The organism is Alicyclobacillus sendaiensis NBRC 100866 (assembly GCF_001552675.1).
In the GTDB taxonomy this organism is placed as follows: domain Bacteria; phylum Bacillota; class Bacilli; order Alicyclobacillales; family Alicyclobacillaceae; genus Alicyclobacillus; species Alicyclobacillus sendaiensis.
The window spans coordinates 17,327-40,617 of record NZ_BCRQ01000010.1 but is presented as its reverse complement, the minus strand read 5'-3'; the positions used below and the strand labels follow the sequence as shown (position 1 = coordinate 40,617).

Below are 23,291 nucleotides of genomic sequence, written 5' to 3'. Positions count from 1 at the left end.
GGAACGGGCGCATGGCGATGATGAAGCTGGAACACGTAGGTATCATCGTGTCGAATCTGGAGCGATCCATCGCTTTCTACACCGACGTGCTCGGCATGGAGCTTTTGGGCACGCTGGATCACAACACGCCGGGAATCCGGCTTGCCTTTCTGTCGTACCCGGGGCAGAATGCGCAGATCGAGCTCATCGAGGGCTACGCAGAACGGCTGCCGGACGAGGGGCAGGTGCATCACGTGGCCATCACGGTGGACGACATCGAAGCTGAGGCGGCTCGGCTTCGTGGCGCGGGCGTGCGCTTTTTGGACGAAGCCATCACCACGCTTCGAAACGGGGCGCGATACATCTTCTTCGCGGGTCCTGACGGCGAGCGGTTGGAGTTGTTCCAGCCGCCGTGCGGATGAAAGCTGAGGGTGAGGTGGCGCCGTGAGCGCGTGGGAACTGATATTTCTCGGACCGGAAGGCACGCACAGCCATGAGGCAGCGGATTGCATTGCGTCATCGCTGTTCGCGGGCCAGCCGGTGGACCAAGTGGCGATGCAGAGCTTTGACGATATCTTCGAGGCGCCGAGATCCGCGCATCGGTTGGCCTGCGTTCCCATTGAGAACAGCATTCAGGGATCCGTTTGGCAAGTGTGGGACGCGCTCACGCGCGAACATCTCCAGGAGGGCGCGCGTCAAATTCTCGCCGCCGTCACGCTGCCCATTCATCACTACGCGATGTATCGAGACGGGATCGATCTCGACCAGGTCGACGAGGTGGTCTCTCATCCCCAGGCGCTCGCGCAGTGCAAGGAACACATCCGGCGCCACTTTCCTGGCGCCCGCGAGGTGGCGGTCTCCAGCACCGCGGAGGCCGCGCGGCAGATCGCGCGAGGCGAGCGAGCTCGGGCAGTGGCCATCGGCAGTCGTCGGGCCGCCCAGTCGTACGGGTTGTCGGTGGCGCCCGAGCCCTTTGAGGACAGGCCGGGGAACGTGACGCGGTTCGCGCTCGTCGGATCGCCCGACGTCGCGTTTGCTCCGCCTTCGTGGCGTCTCACGGATTGGACGGCGTCCTTGTGTCTTCGGGGCGTGCCGCACCGACCGGGGGGATTGGCGCTGGCCCTCCACACGTTTGCGGCGGCCAACCTCAACTTGACTCGCCTCGAGTCCCGCCCGGTCGGCGACGCCATCGGCAACTACGTGTACTACCTGGACGCCTCCGTTTGGCCGTACGCGGATCGCGGGGAGCGAGTGCTCGCAGTGGTTCGCGAGCTGTTGATGCTGCAGGGCGTCGAAGTTCTCACACTCGGGGTGTATCCGGTCTACAGCCCGTCCGCATGACGAAGCGGCGTCAGGTCAAGCCTGGCGCCGCTTTAGCTTTTCTCGCTCGCTCTTGTGAAGGATTTTCTTGCGAAGCCGAACCGACTGGGGTGTCACCTCGCACAGCTCGTCGTCCTCGATGTACGTGATGGCCTCTTCGAGGGACATGAGGCGCGGCGCCTTCAGCTTCACCGTCTCTTCTTTCGTGGAGGAGCGAATGTTTGTCTGATGCTTTTCCTTCGTGACGTTGACGACGAGATCGTTCTCGCGGCTGTGCTCGCCGACAATCATCCCTTCGTACACTGGGGTGCCGGGCGTGATGAACATCACCCCGCGGTCCTCCAGGTTGCCAAGCGCATACGCCGTTGCGATCCCCGTCTCGCTCGCCACCAGCACGCCCTGTCGCCGCGCCTGGATGGGCCCTCGCCACGGCGCGTACGCCTGAAAGCGGTGATGCATGATTCCATAACCGCGGGTCATGGTAAGGAAGAGGGAGCGAAATCCGATGAGCCCTCGGGTCGGCACCTGAAAGACGAGCCTGACCATGCCGCTTTGGCCCACCGGGTGCATGGCGACGAGCTCGCCCTTTCGCAAGCCGACTTCCGCAATCACGCTGCCTGCGGCATCCTCGGGCACGTCGGCGACGAGCTCTTCGATGGGTTCAAGCCGTTCGCCCGCCTCTTCGCGGACAATCACGCGCGGCTTCGACACGGCGAGTTCGTAGCCCTCCCGCCGCAGGGTCTCGATGAGAATCGAGAGGTGCAGTTCCCCGCGGCTCTTGACGAGAAACGCGTCGGCGTCATCGGTGTCCTCGACCTGAAGGCTCACGTCGGACTCCATTGCCAAATGCAGGCGATCCCGGAGTTTGCGGCTCGTCACGTGCTGCCCTTCGCGGCCTGCAAACGGGCTGTCGTTGACGTGGAACGTCATCTCGAGCGTCGGCAGGTCAATCTCGATGACGGGCAGCGCCTCAGGGCGGTCCGGCGACGCGAGCGTGTCGCCGACGGTGATGTCGGCAAAGCCGGCGATGGCGACGATGTCGCCCGCGGATGCGGATTCGACCTCCATCCGGCGCAGGCCCTGGTACACGAAGAGCTTCTGCACGCGCCCTTCGACGGCGCTCTCCGCATTGCGCAGGCGCACCACCGCCTGTCCCTGCCGGATTTCGCCTCGGTGGACGCGCCCGATGCCGATGCGGCCGAGATACTCGTCGTAATCGATGATGGTGGCCTGCCATTGGAACGGGCCTTCGGCGTCGACGCGCGGGCTCGGGATGTGGGCGATGATCGCGTCAAACAACGGCCGCATATCGCGGCCAAGGTCGTTCGGATCCGTCGACGCTTTTCCTTCGAGCGCCGACGCGTAGATCACCGGAAAGTCGAGTTGCTCTTCGGAGGCGCCGAGATCGATGAACAGCTCGAGCACCTCGTCGATCACGGCCGCAGGGCGCGCGTTCGGCCGATCCATCTTGTTGATGACGACAATCGGGACGAGTTGGGCGGACAGCGCCTTGTCGAGGACAAAGCGCGTCTGCGGCATCACGCCTTCGAAGGCGTCCACCACGAGCAGCACGCCGTCCACCATCCGGAGGATGCGCTCGACCTCGCCGCCGAAGTCGGCATGACCGGGGGTGTCCACAATGTGGATGCGGTACGATTCGTACGGGATGGCCGTGGCCTTCGCGAGAATCGTGATCCCGCGTTCGCGCTCAAGGTCGTTGTAGTCCAGCGCCCGCTCCGCGATGGGCTGGTTGTCGCGGAAGAGGCCGGATTGGCGAAGCATTTGATCGACAAGGGTGGTCTTGCCGTGATCGACGTGAGCGACGATCGCAACGTTTCGCAATCGATCGGGCTTGATAGTACGCATGACGTCCTCCTTTGCTCCGCTGCGGTAATCACGATAACACGTCGGTGTGCGCAAGACAACGAAGAGGGGTGCTTCACGTTGCGAAATCCGGACGGGAGTGATATACTGGCTGCGTCAGGCTTCGTATACCGTGTACGGACAAGAGTGGGGCCCCCCCACTCTTTGATTTATGCTCGGCACTTTTTGGCGTACGCGAGGCGAGGAATGGAGACACAAGCGGCATGTGGGAGGATGACGCGTGACGAGAGATCGCGTGACCGAGATTGTTGAACGCTTAGTGCTGCCCATCGTGGAGCGGGAAGCGGTCGAACTGGTGGACATCGAGTACACGAAGGAAGGGAAGAACTGGTACCTTCGCGTGTACATCGACAAGCCGGGCGGCGTCGATATCGACGACTGCAGCCGCGTGAGCGAGCAACTGTCGGAAGAACTCGACCGCGTGGACCCGATTCCCAACGCGTACTTCCTCGAGGTGTCTTCGCCCGGCGCGGAGCGGCCTCTGAAGAGGCCGGCGGATTTCGAGCGCGCCGTGGGCCGGTACGTGCACGTGTCGCTGTACGAGCCGCTTATGGGAGCCAAGACGCACGAAGGGACGCTCGTCTCTTACGACGGGGAACGTTTGATCCTCGAGATCAAGCGCCGCTCGAAGACCGTCACGCTGGCGGTGCCCATGGAGAAGATTGCGCACGCGCGGCTGGCTCTGGAGTGGTGACCCGAACGCGCCTGAGATTTCGCGAAGGGGAGGTTCCCTAGTCATGAATGTGGATTTTCTCGAAGCGCTGGACCAATTGGCGCGTGAAAAAGGAATTGACAAGGAAGTGCTGCTCGAGGCGATTGAGGCGGCGCTCATCGCGAGCTATCGCCGCAACTTCCATTCGGCGGCCAACGTGCGCGTGGAGGTGAAGCGAGACACGGGCGAGGTCCACGTGTACGCGCGCAAGACCGTCGTCGAGGAGCCCAAGGACACGCGCCTCGAGATCTCGCTGGACGCGGCGCGCGACATCAATCCAAGCTATCAAATCGGAGATGTCGTGGAAATTGAGGTCACCCCGCGCGACTTCGGGCGCATCGCCGCGCAGGCCGCGAAACAAGTGGTCATGCAGCGCGTGAAGGAAGCCGAGCGGTCGGTCATCTACAGCAAGTTCGCAGATCGCGAAGAAGAGGTCGTCAGCGGGACCGTCAGCCGGCTCGAACCGCGCGTCGCCTATATTGACCTCGGCGACACGGAGGCGATATTGCCGCAGTCGGAGCAGATGGCGTCCGACAAGTTGCAGGTCGGCAAGCGGCTCAAGGTGTTCATCGCGCGGGTGGAGCGCACGTCCAAAGGCCCGCAGATTGTGGTGTCGCGCACCCATCCCGGGCTTCTGCGCCGACTGTTTGAGCTCGAGGTGCCGGAAATTTACGAAGGCATCGTGGAGATCAAGGCGGTGGCCCGCGAGGCGGGCTCCCGGTCCAAAATCGCGGTTCATTCGCGGAATCCCGAGGTGGATCCCATTGGCGCGTGCGTCGGCGCCCGGGGTTCCCGCGTGCAGGCGATTGTCAACGAACTGAATGGAGAAAAAGTTGACATCGTGGAGTGGAGTGAAGACCCGGCGACGTTCGTGGCGAATGCGCTGTCTCCCGCGAAAGTGATCGACGTGCACATCTACGAGGACGAGCGCGTGGCGCGGACCATCGTGCCGGATTATCAGCTGTCCCTGGCGATTGGGAAGGAGGGACAGAACGCCCGGCTGGCCGCGCGGCTCACGGGCTGGAAGATTGACATCAAGAGCGAATCGCAGATGGCCTCCCATTCGCTGCTCGATCAGCTCGAGGACACGGGCGAGGAGGAGCCCGAGTTTGCCACGCTGTCCGACGACTGGCTGAACGAACCGTAAACGGGGAGGGCGCCGCATGAATCGCGTGAGAAAGGTGCCACTTCGCAAGTGCGTGGGCTGCCAGGAGATGAAGCCGAAGGCGGAACTCACGCGCGTTGTTCGAACGCCAGAAGGAGATATCGTGTTGGACCCGACCGGCAAGCGCAACGGGCGAGGCGCCTATCTGTGTCCGTCTGAAGCGTGCCTCAACGTCGCGGTCAAGCGCAGGGCGCTGGAGCGCGCGCTGAAGGCGGCCATTCCGCAGGAGATCCATGAGTCTCTCCGCCGCCAGTTGGTGGGAGACGGGCATGCGCACTGACAAAGAGCGCATCTTGAGGCTGCTCGGCTTGGCGCGCCGGGCCGGGGCCGTGATCGACGGCCAGAAGCGCGTGTTGGACGCCGTGAGGGCGCGGCGCGCCCAATTGGTGATGATCGCGGTGGACGCGGGAGACAATGGGCGAAAGAAACTGATGGACAAGGCGGCGTCGTACGGCATTCAGGTCGTGTGTTTCGGGACCAAAGCGGAGATCGGCCGAGCCATTGGACGGGATATGTCCGGTGCCGTTGCCGTCGTGGAGCCTGGATTTGCGCGCGAGGTCGTGGCGCGGCTTGGGGAATTCCACGGAGGTGGAGCGTTTGACGAAGTTGAGAGTGTACGAGTACGCGAAGCAGATGAACATGTCGAGCAAGGAGATTCTGACCATCCTCAACCGGCTCGGCGTGCCTGTCGCCAATCACATGAGCGTGATGGACGACGAGATGATCCAGAAGGTGGAGCAGTTCTTTGAAGATGTGAAGCGCCGTGCGGCGGAAAGGCGTGCTCAGGAGATGGAAAAGGAATTGCGGGAGCGCCAGCAGAAGGCGAAGGCTGAGGCGCAGACCGAGCAGGCTCAGAGCCGAGCGCCGGCGGCACAGGCGAGCGGGCGAGATCGCCAAGCACAGGCGGCGAGAGAGGTGGAACACGCGAGCGCGAACGCGCCGGCGCAGCAGCCGAGGGGCCACCACCGCGACGGCGGACGGGATCGGAACGGCGGGCAAGGGCGCGGCCGCGACCGGCGCGAGGGGGCTCCAAACGGAGCCGGGGACGCGCGGTCGAGGTCGGATCGCCCCGCGGGCCAGCGGAATGGCAACGGCGGATACGGGCGCAACGGTGGTCCGGGGCAGGGCGATAGGAATCGGGATCGGGGTGGCTACGGAGGCCGTCCTCAGGGCCAGCAGGGACACGGGGACCGCGCAAACGCGCGCGGCCGGGACGGCCAGCGTCCTCCATCGGGAGGTGGCGGCGGGGCCCGGTTCCCGCGTGCGCCGCGGCCGCCCCAGGTGGTCGCCGCCCAGGCGGCACAGCAGAAGCCGGCGGGGCCCGGATCGCAGCGCAAGGAGAAGGAACGCAAGGAGCGCGAAGGGTATCAGCGCCGCGAGGAATTCAACGAGACGAAGCTCCAGCGGGCGCCGAAGCGGCGCGGGGGCAAGCAGGAGAAGCCGCTGCCGACCGAGGTGACGGTCGAGGGGCCGATGACCGTCGGCGAGTTTGCGAAGCTTCTGCAGCGTGAGCCGGCGGAGATCATCAAGCGCCTGCTGATGCTCGGCGTAATGGCGACCATCAACCAGGACATCGACACCGATACGATGGAACTCATCGGTTCGGACCTCGGCGTCACGGTCAACGTCAAGGAGCCGGTGGACGAGGAGGCGCTCGAGCTCCTGATGGAGCCGGACGATCCGTCCCAGCTCGTGCCGCGGCCGCCTGTGGTCACCATCATGGGCCACGTCGATCACGGCAAGACGACGCTGCTTGATGCCCTGCGCGAGAGCCGCGTGGCAGCGGGCGAGGCCGGCGGCATCACGCAGCACATCGGCGCGTACCAGGTCGAGATCGGCGGGCGTCTCATCACGTTCCTCGACACACCGGGGCACGAGGCGTTCACGACGATGCGCGCCCGGGGCGCCCAGGTGACGGACGTCACCATCCTCGTGGTGGCGGCGGACGACGGCGTCATGCCGCAGACGGTGGAGGCCATCAACCACGCGAAGGCCGCGAACGTGCCCATCATCGTCGCCATCAACAAGATCGACAAGCCAGACGCCAATCCGGAACGCGTCAAGCAGGAGCTCGTGCAGTACGGCCTTGTCCCTGAGGAGTGGGGCGGCGATACCGTGTTCGTCGAGATCTCCGCGCTCAAGCGGCTGAACCTCGACACGCTGCTCGAGATGGTGCTGCTCGTCGCCGACATGCAGGATCTGAAGGCGAACCCGAATGCGCGCCCGCGCGGGACCGTGATTGAGGCGAAGCTCGATCGCGGCCGTGGACCTGTGGCGACGGTGCTCGTGCAAAACGGCACGCTCAAGGTCGGCGACATCGTGATCGCCGGCACGACATACGGCCGCATCCGGGCGATGGTGAACGAAAGCGGCCGGCGCCTGAAAGCCGCACCGCCGTCGACGCCTGTGGAGATCCAGGGCCTCAACGGCGTGCCGCAGGCGGGCGATCTGTTTGTGGTGTACGACGACGAGAAGAGCGCTCGTGCCGTCGTGGAGCGGCGTCTCGAGCGGGAGCGGCAACAGATGCAGGCGACTGCGCGCGTCACGCTGGATGATTTGTACCGCCAGATCCAGGAAGGCAACGTCGCCGAGTTGAACGTGATTGTCAAGGCGGACGTGCAGGGCTCGGTCGAGGCGCTGGTGCAGTCCATCGAGAAGATCAACGTCGAGGGCGTGCGGGTGCGCGTGATTCACAAGGGCGTCGGCGCCATCACGGAGTCCGATGTGCAGCTCGCCTCGGCGTCGAACGCCATCATCATTGGCTTCCACGTGCGCCCGGACGCAAACGCGCGGCGCGTCGCGGAGCAGCAGAAGATCGACATCCGCTTGTACCGCGTGATCTACGACGCCATCGCCGAAATCGAGTCGGCCATGAAGGGCATGCTCGCGCCGGAGTACAAGGAGGTCATCGTCGGCCACGCGGAGGTGCGCGAGACGTTCAACATCTCCAAGGTCGGGACGGTCGCGGGATGCTATGTCACGGATGGGCGGATCCCGCGCGACGCGGAAGTGCGCGTGGTGCGCGATGGCATCGTGATTTACGAGGGCAAACTGTCGTCCCTTCGCCGCTTCAAGGACGACGTGCGCGAGGTGGCGGCCGGCTACGAGTGCGGCATGACCATCGAGAAGTTCAACGACATCAAGGTGGGCGACGTGATCGAGGCGTTCACGATGGAACAGGTCGCGCGAGTGTAAAGCGTACGCCGTGGAGGTGCGTGAACGTTGACGCGGATTCGGGCACAGAAGGTGGCCGAACAGATGAAAAAGGAGCTCGCGGATATCCTTCGGCACGAGCTGAAGGATCCGCGGATTGGGTTTGTGACCATCACGCGCGTGGAGGTCTCGGGCGACCTCCAGCACGCCAAGGTCTACGTGAGCGTCTACGGCCCCGAGGCGGACAAGGAGGCCACGCTCGGCGTCCTGACGAAGGCGGCTGGGTTCATGCGCGGCGAGATCGCGCGCAGGCTGCACATGCGCATGGCGCCGGAGCTCGTGTTTCGGCTGGATGAATCCGGCGAGTACAGCGAGCGGATTGAACAGGTGCTGAAGTCGCTGAAAGAGAACGAAGCGAACGATTGAGCGGCCGAGGGGAGTCAGGGGATGACGAGTTGGCAGCCCGAGCCACGGGACAAGGACGCGATCGCGCGCGTCGCGGAGGCGCTTCGATCCTTCGATGATTGGCTGATTGTCACGCACGAGCGACCCGACGGGGACGCGCTGGGGAGCGCGCTTGCGGTGGCCCATACGTTGGATGCGCTTGGCAAGCGGTACGCGATCGCGGCCGGAGAGGCGCTGCCCCCGCGGTTCCGCTTCCTGCCGATGTACGATCGCATTCAATTTGTCGACGATCTCGCCCCGCGCCAGTTTCAACACATCGTCGCGGTCGACTGCGCGGACGAGCAGCGGTTTGCGCCCGTCGCTCCGCTCATCGCGCCCGACCGGCTTGTCGTGAATATTGACCACCATCAGACGAACCCCCGCTACGGGCGGGTGGCGTGCGTGGATCCGTTGGCGGCCGCGACGTGCGAGGTGTTGTATCACGTGGCGAGGGCGCTCAACGTGCCGCTCTCCGTCGATCTCGCGAAGTGCCTGTACACCGGCATCCTGACGGACACGGGCGGCTTCACCTACCCCAACACCACGCGCGAGGTGCACCAGATTGCCGCGGAACTTTTGGCGAGCGGCGTTCAGCCGTACGACATCGCGGAACCTGCCCTGGAAGCGCGGACGCTCGAGCAGATGAAGCTGCTCCAGGTTGCGCTGCGGGACATGACCATCGCGCCCGACGGACGGTACGCGTTCATTCTCGTCAGCCAGGCGATGCTCGCGTCGTGCCACGCCAGCGAGGACGATGTCGAGGGTCTCGTCGGTTTCGCGCGATCCGTCGAGACGGTCGAGGTGGGCGTGCTTTTGCGCGAGCGACCGGACGGGCTCGTCAAGGCGAGCCTCCGCTCCAAGCGACTCGTGGACGTGGCTGCCATCGCACAGCGATTCGGCGGCGGCGGGCACGCCCGCGCGGCCGGGTGCGTGCTCGAAGGCACGTTGGAACAGGCGAAACAGGCTGTGGAAGCCGCCGTGATCGCAGCCTTGAGGGAAGTGGATGAAGCGTGCAAGCGGTAGACGGCGTCCTGCTCATCGATAAACCGGAGGGGATGACGTCGCACGACGTGGTGCAGGGGGTCCGGCGCAAGCTCGGTGTGCGGCGCGTCGGCCATGCGGGCACGCTCGACCCGATGGCGACGGGACTTTTGATGATCTGCGTGGGCCACGTTACGCGCCTCCTGGAGTACCTCGGCCAAGGCGACAAGGAGTACAGCGGCACCGTGGTGTTCGGCATCGGCACGGACACCGACGACGCGGAGGGCACGGTCGTCGCGCAGGCGTCGGCTTCGGATCTGGATCTGGCCGCGGTGCGGGAGGCCGCGCGGCAACTCACCGGCGAGATTCGCCAGCGCCCCCCTCAGTACTCGGCTGTTCACGTCGACGGTCAGCGAGCGTACCACCTCGCGCGCCAGGGCAAGAAGGTGGAGATTCCCGAGCGGACGGTCCGCGTGGAAAGCTTCACCCTCGACGACTTCCGCCGCGAGGGCGATGTCGCGGTGGCCCGCTTTCACGTCCGCTGTTCCAAGGGGACGTACGTGCGCGCCCTGTGCCGCGATCTCGGCGAACGGCTCGGCGTCCCTGCGCACATGCGCTCGCTGCGCCGGCTCGCCATCGGCAGCGCGCGCGTCGAGGACGCCATTTCCTTCGGCGATTGGATGGCCTCGGAGGACCCCGCTTCGCACCTCAGAGATCCGCTCCTGTACCTGGACAGCTTGCCCATGTGGCAGCCCCCGCGCGAGGTGTTGGAGCGGCTCGCGAACGGCCAGGCGGTCGAGTTGGACGACCGGATGTCGCTTACGCCTGGCGATCTCGTCCTCGTGATTCACGCGGGTGCCGTGGCCGCCGTCGGCGAGGTCGTCGATCGCCACCCGGCCGCGGTGCGGCCGAAGAAGGTGTTTTGGAAGAGGGGATGAGTCCGTGGAATTCACCATCATGGAGGGCCATGCGCTCGCGTCGCCCGCGCCCCAGGTTTTAACCATCGGAAAGTTCGACGGGGTGCACTTGGGCCACCGCGCGATTTTGAACGCTGCGCGAGCGCTCGTGGGCCCCAAGGAGCGCCTGGCCGTGATGAGTTTCGAACCGCATCCGACGTACGCGTTGACGGGCAACCCGGAATACGCTCGCTGGCTCACCCCTCGCCGTGAACGCGTCCGCATCTTCACCGACCTCGGCGTCGACGCGTTCTACGTCGCTCGCTTTGACCGCGCGTTTCAGCAGTTGGAGCCGGCGGCCTTTGTCGACGGGTACCTCGTGCCGCTTCGCGTGCGCCACGTCGTCGTGGGGCCGGATTTCCGCTTCGGGCGCGGCGGGCAAGGGACGGTCGACGTTCTTCGCCATCTCGGCCAGGAGCGGGGCTTCGACGTGACGGTGGTCCAGCCGGTGGAAGAGCACGGCCACAAGGTCTCCAGTTCCCGCATTCGCGAACACTTGCGAGAGGGGCGCGTCGAGGCCGCGCAGGCGTTGCTTGGCAGGCCTTATGTCATCTCCGGCGAGGTGGTCCACGGAGACAAGCGCGGCCGAACGATCGGATTTCCGACGGCGAACTTGGGCGGGATCGACGCGTATGTCCTTCCGAAGGCCGGGGTGTACGCTGTCTTTGTGGAAGTCGAAGACGCGCCTGACACCTGCATCTCGCACGCGTTCGGCGTGCTGAACGCGGGATACCGGCCGACGGTCGACGGGCGTGCGTTTCAACTCGAAGTCCACCTGCTCGACTTCGACGGCGACCTGTACGGGAAGACCCTCCGCGTCTCGTTTCTTCGCCGCATTCGCGACGAGGTGAAGTTCGACGGTCTGGAGGCGTTGAAAACGCAGATCGCGCGCGACTGCGATGCGGCGAGGGCACTCGTCGGCCTGCCGAGCGCCGCGCAGGCGGAGCGGCCGCGTTCCACCTGAAGCTGGGGGGCATAGCCGGCTGCGACGCTGGAGGAGGACGGCGAACCGCGCCGCGGGGGATCGACTCGACTGGCATTCCGCTGGACACTGTGGTATAGTGATGACCGTGTGCGCAACACGATGAACTGCACCGCGGATCAGGAACCTCCGGCCTGTTCTTCGATGCAGCGATTGGACTTTGAAGGAGGATCATCATGCTCGAAGCGGACAAGAAGAAGGAAATCATCGCAAAGTACCAGTTGCACGATTTCGACACGGGTTCTCCGGAAGTGCAGATTGCGCTTCTGACCGAGCGCATCAATTCGCTGACGGAGCATTTCCGCGTGCACAAGAAAGATCATCATTCGCGCCGCGGCCTGTACAAATTGATTGGCCGCCGCCGCAATCTGCTGAACTACCTGCGCAAGAAGGACATCAATCGGTACCGGCAGTTGATTGAATCCCTGGGATTGCGCCACTGACACGAGGCGGGCTTCGGCCCGCTTCTTTTGCATGTGTGGTGGAACCCCGTTCGTACATAGCAAGGTATGCGGCGTTCGGCCGCTTGACATGGTAGGAGGTTAGAGACCCATGGTGGTTCGCCATGAATTCGAAGTGGCGGGCCGGCGTTTTGTCCTGGAGACTGGGAAACTGGCTCGACAGGCGACGGCGGCGGTCCACGTGCAGTACGGAGAGACGGTGGTCTTGGCCACGGTCACCGCGTCCAAAGAGCCGAAGGAACTCGACTTTTTTCCGCTCACCGTGAACTATGAAGAACGACTTTACGCGGTCGGGAAAATTCCCGGCGGTTTCATCAAGCGCGAGGGGCGGCCGAGCGAGCACGCCATTTTGGCTTCGCGCCTCATCGACCGGCCCATTCGGCCGCTCTTTCCGGAAGGATTCCGCAACGATGTCCAGATTGTCGATCTCGTCCTCTCTGTGGATCAGGACTGTGCGCCGGAGATCGCGGCGATGATCGGCACGTCGGCGGCCCTTACCATCTCGGACATCCCGTTCAACGGGCCCATCGGCGGCGTCATCGTGGGGCTCGTCGACGGCCAGTTCGTCATCAACCCCACGGTCGAACAGTCCGAAAAGAGCGATCTTCACCTCGTGGTTGCCGGCACCAAAGACGCGATCGTGATGGTGGAGGCGGGAGCCAACCAGGTTCCCGAAGAAATGGTGCTCGAAGCCATCCTGTATGGTCATCAGGTCATTCAAACCATCTGCGATGAGATCAACGCGTTCGCCGAAAAGGTCGGCGTGAAGAAGCGCGAGGTCGAGCTCCACAAGGTGGATCCCGAACTGGAGGCCGCGGTGCGCGCCTACGCCACGGACAAGGTCAGCGCGGCGGTTCGCAATCCGGACAAGCTGGCGCGCGAGGAGGCGCTCGCGAACCTGAACGCGGAGGTCGTGGAACATTTCAAAGAGGCCTTCCCCGAGAAGGAGGCGGACATCGCCGAGGTCATGCACACCATCCTGAAGGAGCGCGTGCGCGAGGCCATTCTGCGCGAAGGCATCCGGCCCGACGGCCGCCGCCTCGATGAAATTCGCCCCATCTCTTGCGAAGTGGGCCTGTTGCCGAGGACGCACGGGTCGGCGCTCTTCACGCGCGGCCAGACACAGGCGCTGTCCGTATGCACTCTCGGTTCCATGGGCGACGAGCAGTTGCTCGACGGGCTCGAGATTGAGAAGTCCAACCGCTACATGCACCACTACAACTTCCCGCCGTTCAGCGTCGGCGAGGCGAAGCCGCTGCGGGCGCCGAGCCGTCGGGACATCGGCCATGGGGCGCTCGGTGAGCGCGCGCTCGATCCCGTCATTCCCTCGCCCGAGGAGTTTCCGTACGCCATCCGCGTGGTCTCGGAGATCCTCGAGTCGAACGGCTCCACCTCCCAGGCGAGCATCTGCGGCAGCACCATGGCGCTCATGGACGCAGGCGTGCCCATCAAGGCGCCGGTGGCCGGGATCGCGATGGGACTCGTGAAGGAGGGCGACCAGGTCGCCATTCTGAGCGATATCCAGGGCATCGAGGACCACCTTGGCGACATGGACTTCAAAGTGGCCGGCACCGAGCGGGGCGTGACCGCGCTGCAGATGGACATCAAGATCGCAGGCATTGACCGGTCCATCCTCGAGCGGGCGCTGAAGCAGGCGCGCGAGGGCCGGATGTACATCCTGAGCAAGATGATGGAGGCCATTTCGGAGCCTCGCGCTGACCTCTCGAAGTTCGCGCCGAGGGTCATCACCGTAAAGATCCACCCCGATAAGATCCGCGACGTCATCGGCCCCGGCGGGCGCGTGATCAACAAGATCATCGAGGAGACGGGCGTCAAGATCGACATCGAGCAGGATGGCCGCGTCTACATTCACAGCACGGACGCCGAGCAAGCGAACCGAGCCCGGGAGATGGTCGAGAACATCGTTCGGGACGTGGAGGTCGGTGCCACGTACACAGGAAAGGTGACCCGCGTCGAAAAGTACGGGGCGTTCGTCGAGATCCTGCCGGGCAAAGAGGGCCTGGTCCACATCTCGCAGCTCGACTTGAACCGCGTCGCGAAGGTGGAGGACGTCTGTCAGGTGGGCGATACGCTCACCGTGAAAGTCACCGAAATCGACAACCAGGGGCGAATCAACCTGTCGCGCAAAGAGGTGCTGAAGGCCATGCAGCCTCCGGCGACGCCTCCGTCGCCGCGCCCGTCGAGCGGCCCGGGACGCGGTCCGCAGGGCGGACACGGGCGGCGCGATCACGGCCACACCGCCGGGCCGAAGGCCGCGCCCAGAAGGATTTCCCCGTGATTGATCAAGCCCACGGCGAGGCATCCTAATCCGCGTGTGATGCGGATGGAGGGATGCCTGATGAAGCCAAGGCCAGCGGTCCTTGGGCTGGGCGCCGGCCTGTGCGCCTGGTTGCTCGGCAGCATGCTCTGGGTGCGCGCGGACGGGTCGCCTCAATCGGTCCCGTCGCCGTCCGTTGGCGTATGGGAGGAAGTGAGCCGCGCGTGGGCGAGTCCGCCCGTGGACGCGCGGCGAGACCGCGTGTGGCATAACGTGCCGGGCCTCTCCGGCTTTGTCCTCGACGCGGCCGCAAGCGCGCGAGAGACGGCCCGTTTCCACGACGGCGCGCTGCACCTTGTGTGGAAGATGGTGCCGCCTGAGGTGCGGCTTCGCGATCTCCCGCCCGACGTGATTTATCGCGGTCCGCAGGTGGAAAAATCCGTCGCGCTGATGGTGAACGTGTCCTGGGGCGAGGCATACGTCCCGAAGATGCTCGAGATCTTGCGCAATGCGCATGTGAGGGCGACCTTTTTTGTCGACGGCGCTTGGGCGAGGAAGTTTCCCCATCTCGTCCGCGCCATGGCGCAAGACGGGCACGCGGTGGAATCCCACGGCTACGGGCACCCGGACTTTCGGAGGCTGAACGACGCGAAGCTCGCGGCGCAACTCGACGAAACCAACCGAGTGCTCGCGGCCATCACGGGAAGAGCGCCGCGGCTCATCGCTCCGCCTGCCGGTTCGTACGATGCCCGCCTCGCGCCACTCGCCAAATCGCGCGGCATGTACGCCATCCTGTGGACAGCGGACACAATCGATTGGAAAAACCCTCCCCCTGCCGCGGTTGTCGAGCGCGTGCAGCGGGGCGCAGAGCCGGGCGCGCTCGTGCTCATGCACCCGACAGCTTCCACCGTCGAGGCGCTGCCGGCCATCATCCGCTGGCTCGAGGCGCGCGGGTACCGATTGAAGACAGTGGAAGACGTGATTGACGAGCGGCCGGCCGCCGCGCCGCCCGCGACGCTGGCGCGGGAGCCCCTCCGCTCGGCACGGCGAGCGCCGCACGACGGCGCGAACAGCGATGTAGGAGGCCATGCGGTTGACATACCGAACGACATTGCGAAACGGCATTCGCGTGGTGGGGGAAGAGATGTCCTCCATCCGCTCGGTGAGCTTGGGGATCTGGGTAGAGACCGGATCTCGTTATGAATCGCAGAGCGAGAATGGCATCAGCCACTTTCTTGAACACATGTTCTTCAAGGGTACGTCGCGCCACTCCGCCAAGGAACTGGCGCATTTGTTTGACGATCTCGGCGGCCAGGTGAACGCCTTCACTTCTAAGGAATTCACGTGCTTTTACGCGCGCGTGCTGGATGAGCATTTCTCCGTGGCGCTTGAAACCTTGGCCGAGATGCTCACGGACTCGCGCTTTGCGCCCGAGGAGATGGAGAAGGAAAAGCGCGTCGTGATTGAGGAAATCCGGATGTACGAGGACACGCCGGACGAGCTCGTCATGGACCTGATTGCACGCGGCGTCTACGGAGAGCACCCCCTCGGGTACACCATCCTCGGCCGCGACGAAAACCTACTCAGGTTCACGCGCGAGGACCTCGTGCGGTATGTGAACCGACACTACCGGCCGGAGCGCATGGTGGTCTCCGTCGCCGGCCATGTGCCCGAGGATGTGGTGATCCGGGAGGTCGAGCGGGTCTTTGGCGGATTGCCGAAGGGGGAACTCGGCGCGCCGGCGCTGGTCCCGCCGCCTTTCCACAAGACCATCACCACGGAAGTCAAGGACATCGAGCAGGTGCACATCTGCCTCGCGGCGCCCGGCTACCCGGCCGGATCGCGCGAGCTGTATCCGCTGCTTCTGTTGAACAACGTGCTCGGAGGTACGCAATCCTCCCGCTTGTTTCAGGAAATTCGCGAGGAGCGCGGGATGGCGTATTCGGTGTACTCGTTTCACACTGGCTACCGCGACGCAGGCATGTTTGGCATCTACGTGGGCACGTCGCCGGAGACGGCCGAAGAAGTGTTGGCGCTCGTGCAGCAGGTCACGGCCCGCATGTGGCAAGAGCCCATTGCCCGCGATGAACTCGAAAAGGCGAAGCGGCAGGTCAAAGGCGCGCTCATGTTGGGCCTCGAGAGCTCGGGCAGCCGGATGAGCCGGCTGGCGAAAAACGAGATTCTGCTCGGCCGCGAGGTGCCGCTTGAGGAGACGATCGCCGGCATCGACGCCGTGGCGCCGGCAGACATCCAGCGCGTCGCCGAGGACGTCTTGAGCCACGGGTTCGCGCTCGCGGCCGTCGGCCCCCTCGCCGAATTCGCGTTCGATCGCGCCGCGAAGGTGTGTGTTTCGTCGTGATGGGCAGTTGGGAGATGGAGATCCAAGTCCAAATCGTCTCGCCGCTGATCACCGCCGACGACTTGCCCCAGTACGCCACGCAGGGTGCCGCTGGCATGGATCTTCGCGCGTGCCTGGAGTCGCCCCGGGTTGTGCGCCCTGGCGAGATCGTGCCCGTGCCGACGGGCCTGGCGATCCAACTGCCCCGGCGAGACGCGGTCGCGCTCGTGTACGCGAGGAGCGGGCTCGCGGCCAAATACGGCATCGCACTCGCGAACGGCGTCGGGGTCATTGACAGCGACTACACGGGCGAGATCGTCGTGCCGCTTCACCACTTCGGCACGCAGGAATTCGTCCTTCAGCCGAAGGAGCGCATCGCCCAGCTTGTGATTGCGCCCATCTATGTGGCGCGCCTCGTGCCGGTGGCGCGCCTCGGCGAAACGGCCAGAGGCTCAGGCGGGTTTGGGTCCACGGGGCGGGTGTAATCGGGTATCACTGGCTTTGGCCAGGCGCGAGGCCCAGGTGTTCGTACGAGCACCTGGGCTTTTTTGCACCCCTCGTGGGCGGCCGTCATAAGCTATGGCGCATGCCAATGGCGAGGTGACCTCGATGCTCACTGGAAAACACCTGGTCTTCGTCGGCGGAGACAGGCGTCAAGTGGAAGTTATTGCGCAAATCACGGACAACGACGCAAGTGCCACGCTCATCGGCTTCTCGGAGCTCAGGCGTTCGTTCAGCGACACGACCTTCGCCGAGCCGAGCGAAGCGGTGTTCGCGCAGGCGGACGCGCTCGTGCTGCCTGTCGCGGGCATGGAGGACGACGGGCGCGTCGACACCTCGTTTGCGCCGCAGCCCGTGGAATTGAAGGAGTCCCATTTCCAGGCCATGCGGCCCGGGACCTTCGTCTTCACGGGCATCGCGCACCGCGTGCTCGCGGAGTGGTGCGAACGGTACTCCCTCCGCCTCGTGAAGCTGATGGAGCTCGACGACGTGGCCATTCTGAATTCGATTCCCACCGCCGAGGGCGCAATTGCCATCGCGATGCAGGAGACGGACATCACATTGCACGGCGCGAAAACGGTTGTGCTCGGCTTCGGGCGGTGCGGCCAGACGCTCGCGCACAAGCTTCACGCGATGGGCGCCGTCGTCCACGTGTGCGCTTCCGACCCGCGCGATCTCGCCCGCATCCATGAGCAGTCGCTCATCCCCGTGCCGCTGAAACACATTGAACACGCCGTGCACGACGCGGACATCGTGTTCAACACCATCCCCGCCATGGTGTTGCCGGCCGCGGTGCTCAGGCGAATGCGGCGGGACGCCGTGATCATCGACATCGCCTCCAAGCCCGGCGGAACGGACTTTCGATACGCAGAACGCCGGGGGATCAAGGCGATTCTCACGCCAAGCCTCCCAGGGATTGTCGCGCCGAGGACGGCCGGTCGCATCATCGCAGCGTCCATCACCCGCATGTTGGCAGACGACGAGCCGGAGTTCGAGGAGGAAGAGCTATGGACCTGAGCGGAAAGACCATCGGCTTTGGGGTCACGGGGAGCCACTGCACCTATGAGGAAATCTTCCCAGAGGTCAAGCGCCTTTGCGATCTCGGCGCGCGCGTCGTGCCGGTCTTTTCCCACCACGTGATGCACACGGACACGCGGTTTGGCAAGGCGGGGGAGTGGGCCCAGAAAATCGAGGAGGTGACAGGCACGAAGGCCATCACCACCATTCCGGAAGCGGAGCCCCTCGGCCCGTCGAAGGCCCTCGACGCCTTCGTCATTGCGCCTTGCACGGCCAGCACGCTGAGCAGACTCGCGCACGCCAACACCGACTCCCCCGTGCTGATGGCCGCCAAGGCCACGCTTCGCAACGGCCGCCCTGTGGTGGTTGCCATCTCCACCAACGATGGGCTAGGCTTGAGCTTGTACAACATCGCCACGCTCATGAACGCGAAGAACATCTATTTTGTGCCGTTTGGCCAGGATGCGCCGCATGTTAAAATGAATTCGCTTGTTGCGCTCATGCGGTTGATTCCTGATACCGTCGCGGCCGCGCTCGAAGGGCGCCAGCTTCAGCCGGTGCTGATCGAGCGCTGGCGCGAAGATGGGCCTTGAGCGCGGATTCTGGGAGAAGGAGCTTGGGGATGGAGAGAAAAGATCGGTATTCGTTTGCCGTGCTCGGCGCGACGGGCGCGGTGGGCAGGCGGATGTTGTCCACGCTCGAACGCCGCGGCGTGCCGGTGGGTGAGGTTCGGTTGCTCGCGTCGCCTCGGTCGGCGGGGACGCGCCTCCCATTTCGAGGCGAGGAGCTCGTCGTCGAGGCCGTTCGACCCGAATCGTTCGACGGCGTGGACATCGCGCTGTTCAGCGCCGGCGCGGCCGCGAGCGAAGAATGGGCGCCCGTGGCCGTGGAGCGAGGCGCCGTCGTGATCGACAACTCGTCGGCGTTCCGCATGCACGACGACGTGCCGCTCGTCGTGCCCGAGGTCAATCCGCACGCGCTTGCGCACCATCGCGGCATCATTGCGAATCCAAACTGTTCTACCATTCAACTGGTCGTGGTGCTGCACGCGCTGCGCGAGTTTGGCCTCGAACATGTGACCATCTCGACGTATCAGGCCGTGAGCGGCATGGGGCAGCGCGCGGTGGACGCGCTTCTCGAGGAGGTCCGTCGAGCGGAGGCGGGTGAGCGCGACGTGACCACAGTGTTCCCGGTGGTCAAGCAGGATCGCCACGTGCCGATGGCGTTCAACGTCATCCCGCAGTGCGACATCTTCCTCGACAACGGCTACACCAAAGAGGAGATGAAGCTGGTCAACGAGTCGAGGAAGATTTTGGAGATCCCGTCCCTGCGCGTGACGCCCACGGCCGTGCGGGTGCCTGTGTTGTACGGTCACGCCGAGTCGGTCGCGGTCCGCTTCCGAGACCCGGTCGGAGTCGCCGAGGTAAGGGACCGCCTCGCGAAGGCGGAAAACGTCGTGCTGGTCGACGATCCGGCATCCGCTCTGTACCCTCACCCTCGCATGGCGGAGGATCGGGGGGAGACCTTTGTCGGCCGGATTCGTCAAGATTTGGAAGATCCGCACACGATTCTGTTCTTCATCGTCGCCGACAACCTGCTGAAGGGCGCGGCGTGGAACGCGGTGCAAATTGCGGAGAAGCTCATGGAGATGGCGCGTTGAGCGAAGGAGTCGAGCGGTTGTGAAAGTTGTCGTGCAGAAGTTTGGCGGCACGTCCGTGGCGACGCCGGAGACGAGGCGGGCGGCCTACCGCCACGTCGAACGCGCCCTGGACGAGGGATATCGAGTCGCGGTGGTGGTCTCCGCCATGGGGAGGCGCGGAGACCCGTACGCGACGGACACGCTTCTTAGCCTGCTCGATTCAGGGGATGGGGCGGGGCGCGAACCGGATCCGCGCGATCGCGACCTCCTGATGAGCTGCGGCGAGATCATTTCGGCGGTGGTCTTTGCGCACGAGCTTCGCAGCCGAGGCCACCGGGTGCGCGTGTTCACGGGGGCGCAGGCCGGGATCGTCACCTCGGAGGACTTTGGCAATGCGCGCATCCTGGACGTGCGGACGGATGGGCTCAAGGCTGCGCTCGAGGCGGGCGAAATCGCGGTGGTGACGGGGTTCCAGGGCTGCACGGAGTCTGGGGACGTGACCACGCTCGGGCGCGGTGGCAGCGACACGACGGCCACGGCCCTTGGCGTGGCGCTCGGGGCGGAAGTGGTGGACATCTTCACCGACGTCTCCGGGATCATGACGGCCGATCCCCGCATTGTCAAGGATGCGCGTCAGCTGCGCCAGGTGACGTATACTGAAATCTGTAACATGGCGTACCAGGGTGCGAAGGTGATTCACCCGCGGGCCGTCGAGCTTGCGATGCAGGGCAACGTGCCCATCCGGGTGCGAAGCACCCTTTCCGACGATCCCGGCACGCTCGTCACGCAGGCCGCGGCGCATTTAGAGCACGGCCGCGTGATGGATCGATACGTCACGGGCATTGCGCACACGCCAAACGTCACGCAGATCCGCGTGCGCGGCGAAGGCATCGGGGCGTCGTCCATCTTCCGCCTGATGGCGGAGCACCGCATCTCTATCGACTTCATCTCGGTGACGCCTTCGGAGGTGGCGTTCACGGTGCCGGACGATCTCGCGGATGCCGCCTGTCACCACCTGTCTCAGCTCGGCTACCGGGTCGAGACGCGGCCCGGATGTGCGAAGGTGTCGGCGGTCGGCGCGGGAATGATGGGCGTTCCCGGCGTGATGGCTCGAATCGTGGACGCCTTGGCTGAGGCCGGGATCGAAATCTTGCAGTCCGCGGATTCGCACACGACCATCTGGGTGCTCGTCGATGGCAGCCAGATGGAAGACGCGGTTCGCGCCCTTCACCGCGCTTTTCAGCTTTCGGGAACCTGAACAGGGGAGATGCGTATGGATTTTGGAAGCCTGATCACGGCGATGGTCACGCCCTTTGACGCCACGGGTGCGCTCGACGAAGGCCGTCTGCGCCGGCTGGTGGATCACCTCATCGACACGGGCACGACCGCGATCGTGGTGTGCGGGACCACGGGAGAATCCCCGACGCTGAGCCACGCGGAAAAGCTGCGCCTGTTTGACGCCACGCTGCGGGCGGTGGACGGCCGAATCCCGGTGATTGCTGGAACGGGCACCAATTCGACCAAGGATTCCATTGAGCTCACGCTCGAGGCCGCGCGCCTCGGCGTGCAAGCCGTGATGCTGGTGACGCCGTACTACAACCGCCCGTCTCAAGAGGGGCTTTACATGCATTTCGCCCGCATCGCGGAGTCGACCACGTTGCCGGTCATGTTGTACAACGTGCCGGGGCGGACAGGGGTCAATCTGCAACCGCAGACTGCGCTTCAGCTCGCGGCGATCCCGAACATCGTCGCGCTGAAGGAGGCGAGCGGCGACTTTTCGCAGATCCTCCGCATCGCTGCCGAGAAACCGGACGATTTCCTGCTCTACAGCGGAGATGACAAGTTCACGCTGCCGATGCTGGCCATCGGCGCGGCGGGCGTCGTGAGCGTCGCCGGCCACGTCGTCGGCCGGCAGATCCGCACGATGATGGACCTGTTCTGGCAGGGACAGGTGGACGAGGCGGCTTATTGGAGCGCGCGGTTGTTGCCCATCTTCGAGGCCATGTTCATGGAGGCAAGCCCGGCGCCGGTGAAGGAGGCGCTGTCGATCGTCGGCATCGACGTCGGTTCCGTGCGCGCGCCGCTTGTCCCGGCCTCCAAGGCGCTCCGCGAGCACCTGTACACCCTTCTGAACGCGCTCGGCGTCATCGAGCCAAGCGCATGACGGAGAGGAGAGACTGGCTGTTGCCAACGCGTCTCGTCCTGCGCCGCGATCGAAGGCGGCGCTTGGAACAAGGTCATCCCTGGATCTATCGCTCGGAGGTCGAGCGGGTGGAAGGGCCGCTCGCTCCGGGCGATCTCGTTGACATCGTGAACCACCAGGGCGCCTTTTTGGCCCGGGGTTACGCGAATCCCCGGTCGCAGATTTTCGCGCGCGTCCTGACGTACCGGCAAGGGGAATCGATTGATGTCAACTTCTTCGTCCGGCGCTTCGAGCAGGCATTGGAATACCGGCGCAGATTTCACCCGCAGGCGCTTGCCTATGGCCGCGCCGTGTATGGCGAGGCGGATTTTGTGCCTGGGCTCGTGGTGGACCGGTTCGGCGAGGTACTCGTCGTGCAGGTCTTGACGGCGGGCATGGAGCGCCTGTTTCCGGAGGCGCTCAAAGCGCTCGTCGAAGTGTACAAGCCCGCCGGGATTCTGGCGCGAAACGACGTGCCCGTGCGAGCGCTGGAGGGGCTGCCTCTCGTGGTCGAGGCGGTGTACGGCGAGGTACCGGACGTGGTCGACGTGATCGACAATGGGCTCAGGTTCTCGGTGGACCTGCGCGAGGGGCAAAAGACGGGCTACTTTTGGGATCAGTCGGAGAACCGGGCCGCGATTCGGCCGCTCATGACGGGCTGGGGGGCCCGGCGCGCGCTGTTTGGCGGAGACCCGGGCCCGCACGACGGCGCCCACGTGCTCGACTGCTTCTGCCACACGGGCGCGTTTGCCGTCCACGCGCTTCACTATGGGGCGGCGCACGTCACCGCCGTGGACATCTCCGCGGACGCCGTCGAGCTTGCGCGCCAGAACGCTCGCCGAAACGGCGTGTCGGATCGGGCCGAGTTCGTCGTGGCCAACGCATTTGATTACTTGCGCGAACGGGATGCGGAGGGCGCGCGTTACGACGTGGTGATTCTCGATCCTCCGGCGTTTGCGAAATCGAGGCAATCCATCGAGAGCGCGGCTCGAGGTTACAAGGAGATCAATTTGCGCGCGATGCGCATCCTGCGCGACGGAGGTTTCCTCGTCACCGCAAGCTGTTCGTATCACATGTCGCCCGACCGGTTTCGAGAAACGGTCCTGGACGCGGCCGTCGATGCGCACAAGGTGCTGAGGGTCGTTCGGGACGCGCGCGCGGCGAGCGATCACCCGCAAATTGCCGGCGCTCCGGAGCAGCACTACCTGAAGTTTCTCATCTACGAGGTGCGCAGTCGGCGGTGACCCGGCTGCGCAGAACCCTTGCGCTTGAGGTCGACCTCGGAGTATAGTGAATCTA

Annotated in this window: 23 protein-coding genes; 22 read left to right on the top strand and 1 reads right to left on the bottom strand. The window is 64.8% G+C overall.

Translation table 11 applies throughout. The features are described 5' to 3' along the window. Nucleotides 1-11 precede the first annotated feature (11 nt). Nucleotides 12-401: a VOC family protein gene (locus AS26_RS03550; protein WP_062306184.1), complete on the top strand. Its 390-nt coding sequence runs from the start codon at nt 12-14 to the stop codon at nt 399-401. 22 nt (nt 402-423) lie between these two features. Further along, nucleotides 424-1,320, top strand: a complete 897-nt coding sequence (locus tag AS26_RS03545; protein ID WP_062306183.1) for a prephenate dehydratase — start codon at nt 424-426, stop codon at nt 1,318-1,320. A gap of 15 nt (nt 1,321-1,335) precedes the next feature. Here AS26_RS03545 and typA read toward each other — a convergent pair whose 3' ends face one another. Beyond that, nucleotides 1,336-3,165: a translational GTPase TypA gene (gene typA, locus AS26_RS03540; RefSeq protein ID WP_062306182.1), complete on the bottom strand. Its 1,830-nt coding sequence runs from the start codon at nt 3,163-3,165 to the stop codon at nt 1,336-1,338. Between the two features lie 238 nt (nt 3,166-3,403). Between typA and rimP the strand changes: the two genes are divergently transcribed. The 20 genes from rimP to AS26_RS03445 all read left to right on the top strand — a co-directional run bounded on the left by rimP (nt 3,404) and on the right by AS26_RS03445 (nt 23,236). After that, complete coding sequence (gene rimP, locus AS26_RS03535; RefSeq protein WP_012810774.1) at nt 3,404-3,877, top strand: ribosome maturation factor RimP; 474 nt, start codon at nt 3,404-3,406, stop codon at nt 3,875-3,877. Between the two features lie 43 nt (nt 3,878-3,920). Then, on the top strand, nt 3,921-5,042 hold the full coding sequence (nusA, locus tag AS26_RS03530; protein WP_062306181.1) for a transcription termination factor NusA: 1,122 nt from the start codon (nt 3,921-3,923) through the stop codon (nt 5,040-5,042). Between the two features lie 16 nt (nt 5,043-5,058). Continuing rightward, complete coding sequence (gene rnpM, locus AS26_RS03525) at nt 5,059-5,340, top strand: RNase P modulator RnpM (protein ID WP_062306180.1); 282 nt, start codon at nt 5,059-5,061, stop codon at nt 5,338-5,340. Then, entirely contained in the window at nt 5,294-5,809 is a 516-nt protein-coding gene (locus AS26_RS13745; protein WP_306303046.1) for a L7Ae/L30e/S12e/Gadd45 family ribosomal protein, read from the top strand. The genes rnpM and AS26_RS13745 overlap by 47 nt, the downstream gene beginning before the upstream one ends. Next, nucleotides 5,694-8,255 (top strand): translation initiation factor IF-2, encoded by a 2,562-nt coding sequence (gene infB, locus AS26_RS03520; protein WP_245629585.1) that lies wholly within the window; start codon nt 5,694-5,696, stop codon nt 8,253-8,255. Before AS26_RS13745 ends, infB begins: the two co-directional genes overlap by 116 nt. Nucleotides 8,256-8,282: 27 nt before the next feature. After that, the gene (rbfA, locus tag AS26_RS03515) at nt 8,283-8,639 is read left to right on the top strand and encodes a 30S ribosome-binding factor RbfA (protein ID WP_062306179.1); all 357 of its coding nucleotides are present in this window, start codon (nt 8,283-8,285) and stop codon (nt 8,637-8,639) included. A gap of 21 nt (nt 8,640-8,660) precedes the next feature. Beyond that, a complete protein-coding gene (locus AS26_RS03510) occupies nt 8,661-9,680 on the top strand; it encodes a DHH family phosphoesterase (RefSeq protein WP_062306177.1) in 1,020 nt (339 codons plus the stop codon). Next, nucleotides 9,668-10,576 (top strand): tRNA pseudouridine(55) synthase TruB, encoded by a 909-nt coding sequence (gene truB, locus AS26_RS03505; protein WP_062306176.1) that lies wholly within the window; start codon nt 9,668-9,670, stop codon nt 10,574-10,576. Before AS26_RS03510 ends, truB begins: the two co-directional genes overlap by 13 nt. Before the next feature lie 4 nt (nt 10,577-10,580). Beyond that, the gene (locus AS26_RS03500) at nt 10,581-11,558 is read left to right on the top strand and encodes a bifunctional riboflavin kinase/FAD synthetase (protein ID WP_062306174.1); all 978 of its coding nucleotides are present in this window, start codon (nt 10,581-10,583) and stop codon (nt 11,556-11,558) included. A gap of 194 nt (nt 11,559-11,752) precedes the next feature. Then, nucleotides 11,753-12,019, top strand: coding sequence for a 30S ribosomal protein S15 (rpsO, locus tag AS26_RS03495; RefSeq protein ID WP_062306172.1), 267 nt, complete (start codon nt 11,753-11,755; stop codon nt 12,017-12,019). Nucleotides 12,020-12,128: 109 nt separating this feature from the next. Continuing rightward, nucleotides 12,129-14,336, top strand: a complete 2,208-nt coding sequence (locus tag AS26_RS03490) for a polyribonucleotide nucleotidyltransferase (RefSeq protein ID WP_083515965.1) — start codon at nt 12,129-12,131, stop codon at nt 14,334-14,336. A 60-nt stretch (nt 14,337-14,396) separates the two neighbouring features. Further along, on the top strand, nt 14,397-15,518 hold the full coding sequence (locus AS26_RS03485) for a polysaccharide deacetylase family protein (protein WP_157068437.1): 1,122 nt from the start codon (nt 14,397-14,399) through the stop codon (nt 15,516-15,518). Continuing rightward, complete coding sequence (locus tag AS26_RS03480) at nt 15,409-16,674, top strand: M16 family metallopeptidase (RefSeq protein WP_157068436.1); 1,266 nt, start codon at nt 15,409-15,411, stop codon at nt 16,672-16,674. The genes AS26_RS03485 and AS26_RS03480 overlap by 110 nt, the downstream gene beginning before the upstream one ends. A gap of 14 nt (nt 16,675-16,688) precedes the next feature. Then, the gene (gene dut, locus AS26_RS03475; RefSeq protein ID WP_083515967.1) at nt 16,689-17,138 is read left to right on the top strand and encodes a dUTP diphosphatase; all 450 of its coding nucleotides are present in this window, start codon (nt 16,689-16,691) and stop codon (nt 17,136-17,138) included. A gap of 124 nt (nt 17,139-17,262) precedes the next feature. After that, nucleotides 17,263-18,171, top strand: coding sequence for a dipicolinate synthase subunit DpsA (gene dpsA / locus AS26_RS03470; RefSeq protein WP_062306169.1), 909 nt, complete (start codon nt 17,263-17,265; stop codon nt 18,169-18,171). Continuing rightward, nucleotides 18,162-18,764: a dipicolinate synthase subunit B gene (locus AS26_RS03465; RefSeq protein WP_062306167.1), complete on the top strand. Its 603-nt coding sequence runs from the start codon at nt 18,162-18,164 to the stop codon at nt 18,762-18,764. Before dpsA ends, AS26_RS03465 begins: the two co-directional genes overlap by 10 nt. 29 nt (nt 18,765-18,793) lie before the next feature. Beyond that, the gene (locus AS26_RS03460) at nt 18,794-19,831 is read left to right on the top strand and encodes an aspartate-semialdehyde dehydrogenase (protein ID WP_062306166.1); all 1,038 of its coding nucleotides are present in this window, start codon (nt 18,794-18,796) and stop codon (nt 19,829-19,831) included. A gap of 19 nt (nt 19,832-19,850) precedes the next feature. Further along, a complete protein-coding gene (gene dapG, locus AS26_RS03455; protein ID WP_062306164.1) occupies nt 19,851-21,068 on the top strand; it encodes an aspartate kinase in 1,218 nt (405 codons plus the stop codon). A 15-nt stretch (nt 21,069-21,083) separates the two neighbouring features. Further along, nucleotides 21,084-21,974 (top strand): 4-hydroxy-tetrahydrodipicolinate synthase, encoded by an 891-nt coding sequence (dapA, locus tag AS26_RS03450; RefSeq protein ID WP_062306162.1) that lies wholly within the window; start codon nt 21,084-21,086, stop codon nt 21,972-21,974. 20 nt (nt 21,975-21,994) lie between these two features. Further along, nucleotides 21,995-23,236 (top strand): class I SAM-dependent rRNA methyltransferase, encoded by a 1,242-nt coding sequence (locus tag AS26_RS03445; RefSeq protein ID WP_062306160.1) that lies wholly within the window; start codon nt 21,995-21,997, stop codon nt 23,234-23,236. The last annotated feature ends 55 nt before the right edge of the window (nt 23,237-23,291 follow it).

Excerpts from the sequence above, each read along its gene's own strand:
- nusA (WP_062306181.1), top strand. The coding sequence starts at position 3,921 with ATGAATGTGGATTTTCTCGAAGCGCTGGACCAATTGGCGCGTGAAAAA.
- AS26_RS03485 (WP_157068437.1), top strand. The coding sequence starts at position 14,397 with ATGAAGCCAAGGCCAGCGGTCCTTGGGCTGGGCGCCGGCCTGTGCGCC.
- dpsA (WP_062306169.1), top strand. The coding sequence starts at position 17,263 with ATGCTCACTGGAAAACACCTGGTCTTCGTCGGCGGAGACAGGCGTCAA.
- AS26_RS13745 (WP_306303046.1), top strand. The coding sequence starts at position 5,294 with ATGAGTCTCTCCGCCGCCAGTTGGTGGGAGACGGGCATGCGCACTGAC.
- infB (WP_245629585.1), top strand. The coding sequence starts at position 5,694 with ATGAACATGTCGAGCAAGGAGATTCTGACCATCCTCAACCGGCTCGGC.
- rpsO (WP_062306172.1), top strand. The coding sequence starts at position 11,753 with ATGCTCGAAGCGGACAAGAAGAAGGAAATCATCGCAAAGTACCAGTTG.
- AS26_RS03550 (WP_062306184.1), top strand. The coding sequence starts at position 12 with ATGGCGATGATGAAGCTGGAACACGTAGGTATCATCGTGTCGAATCTG.
- typA (WP_062306182.1), bottom strand. The coding sequence starts at position 3,165 with ATGCGTACTATCAAGCCCGATCGATTGCGAAACGTTGCGATCGTCGCT.
- rnpM (WP_062306180.1), top strand. The coding sequence starts at position 5,059 with ATGAATCGCGTGAGAAAGGTGCCACTTCGCAAGTGCGTGGGCTGCCAG.
- AS26_RS03490 (WP_083515965.1), top strand. The coding sequence starts at position 12,129 with ATGGTGGTTCGCCATGAATTCGAAGTGGCGGGCCGGCGTTTTGTCCTG.
- AS26_RS03465 (WP_062306167.1), top strand. The coding sequence starts at position 18,162 with ATGGACCTGAGCGGAAAGACCATCGGCTTTGGGGTCACGGGGAGCCAC.
- dapA (WP_062306162.1), top strand. The coding sequence starts at position 21,084 with ATGGATTTTGGAAGCCTGATCACGGCGATGGTCACGCCCTTTGACGCC.
- AS26_RS03510 (WP_062306177.1), top strand. The coding sequence starts at position 8,661 with ATGACGAGTTGGCAGCCCGAGCCACGGGACAAGGACGCGATCGCGCGC.
- dut (WP_083515967.1), top strand. The coding sequence starts at position 16,689 with ATGGAGATCCAAGTCCAAATCGTCTCGCCGCTGATCACCGCCGACGAC.
- AS26_RS03460 (WP_062306166.1), top strand. The coding sequence starts at position 18,794 with ATGGAGAGAAAAGATCGGTATTCGTTTGCCGTGCTCGGCGCGACGGGC.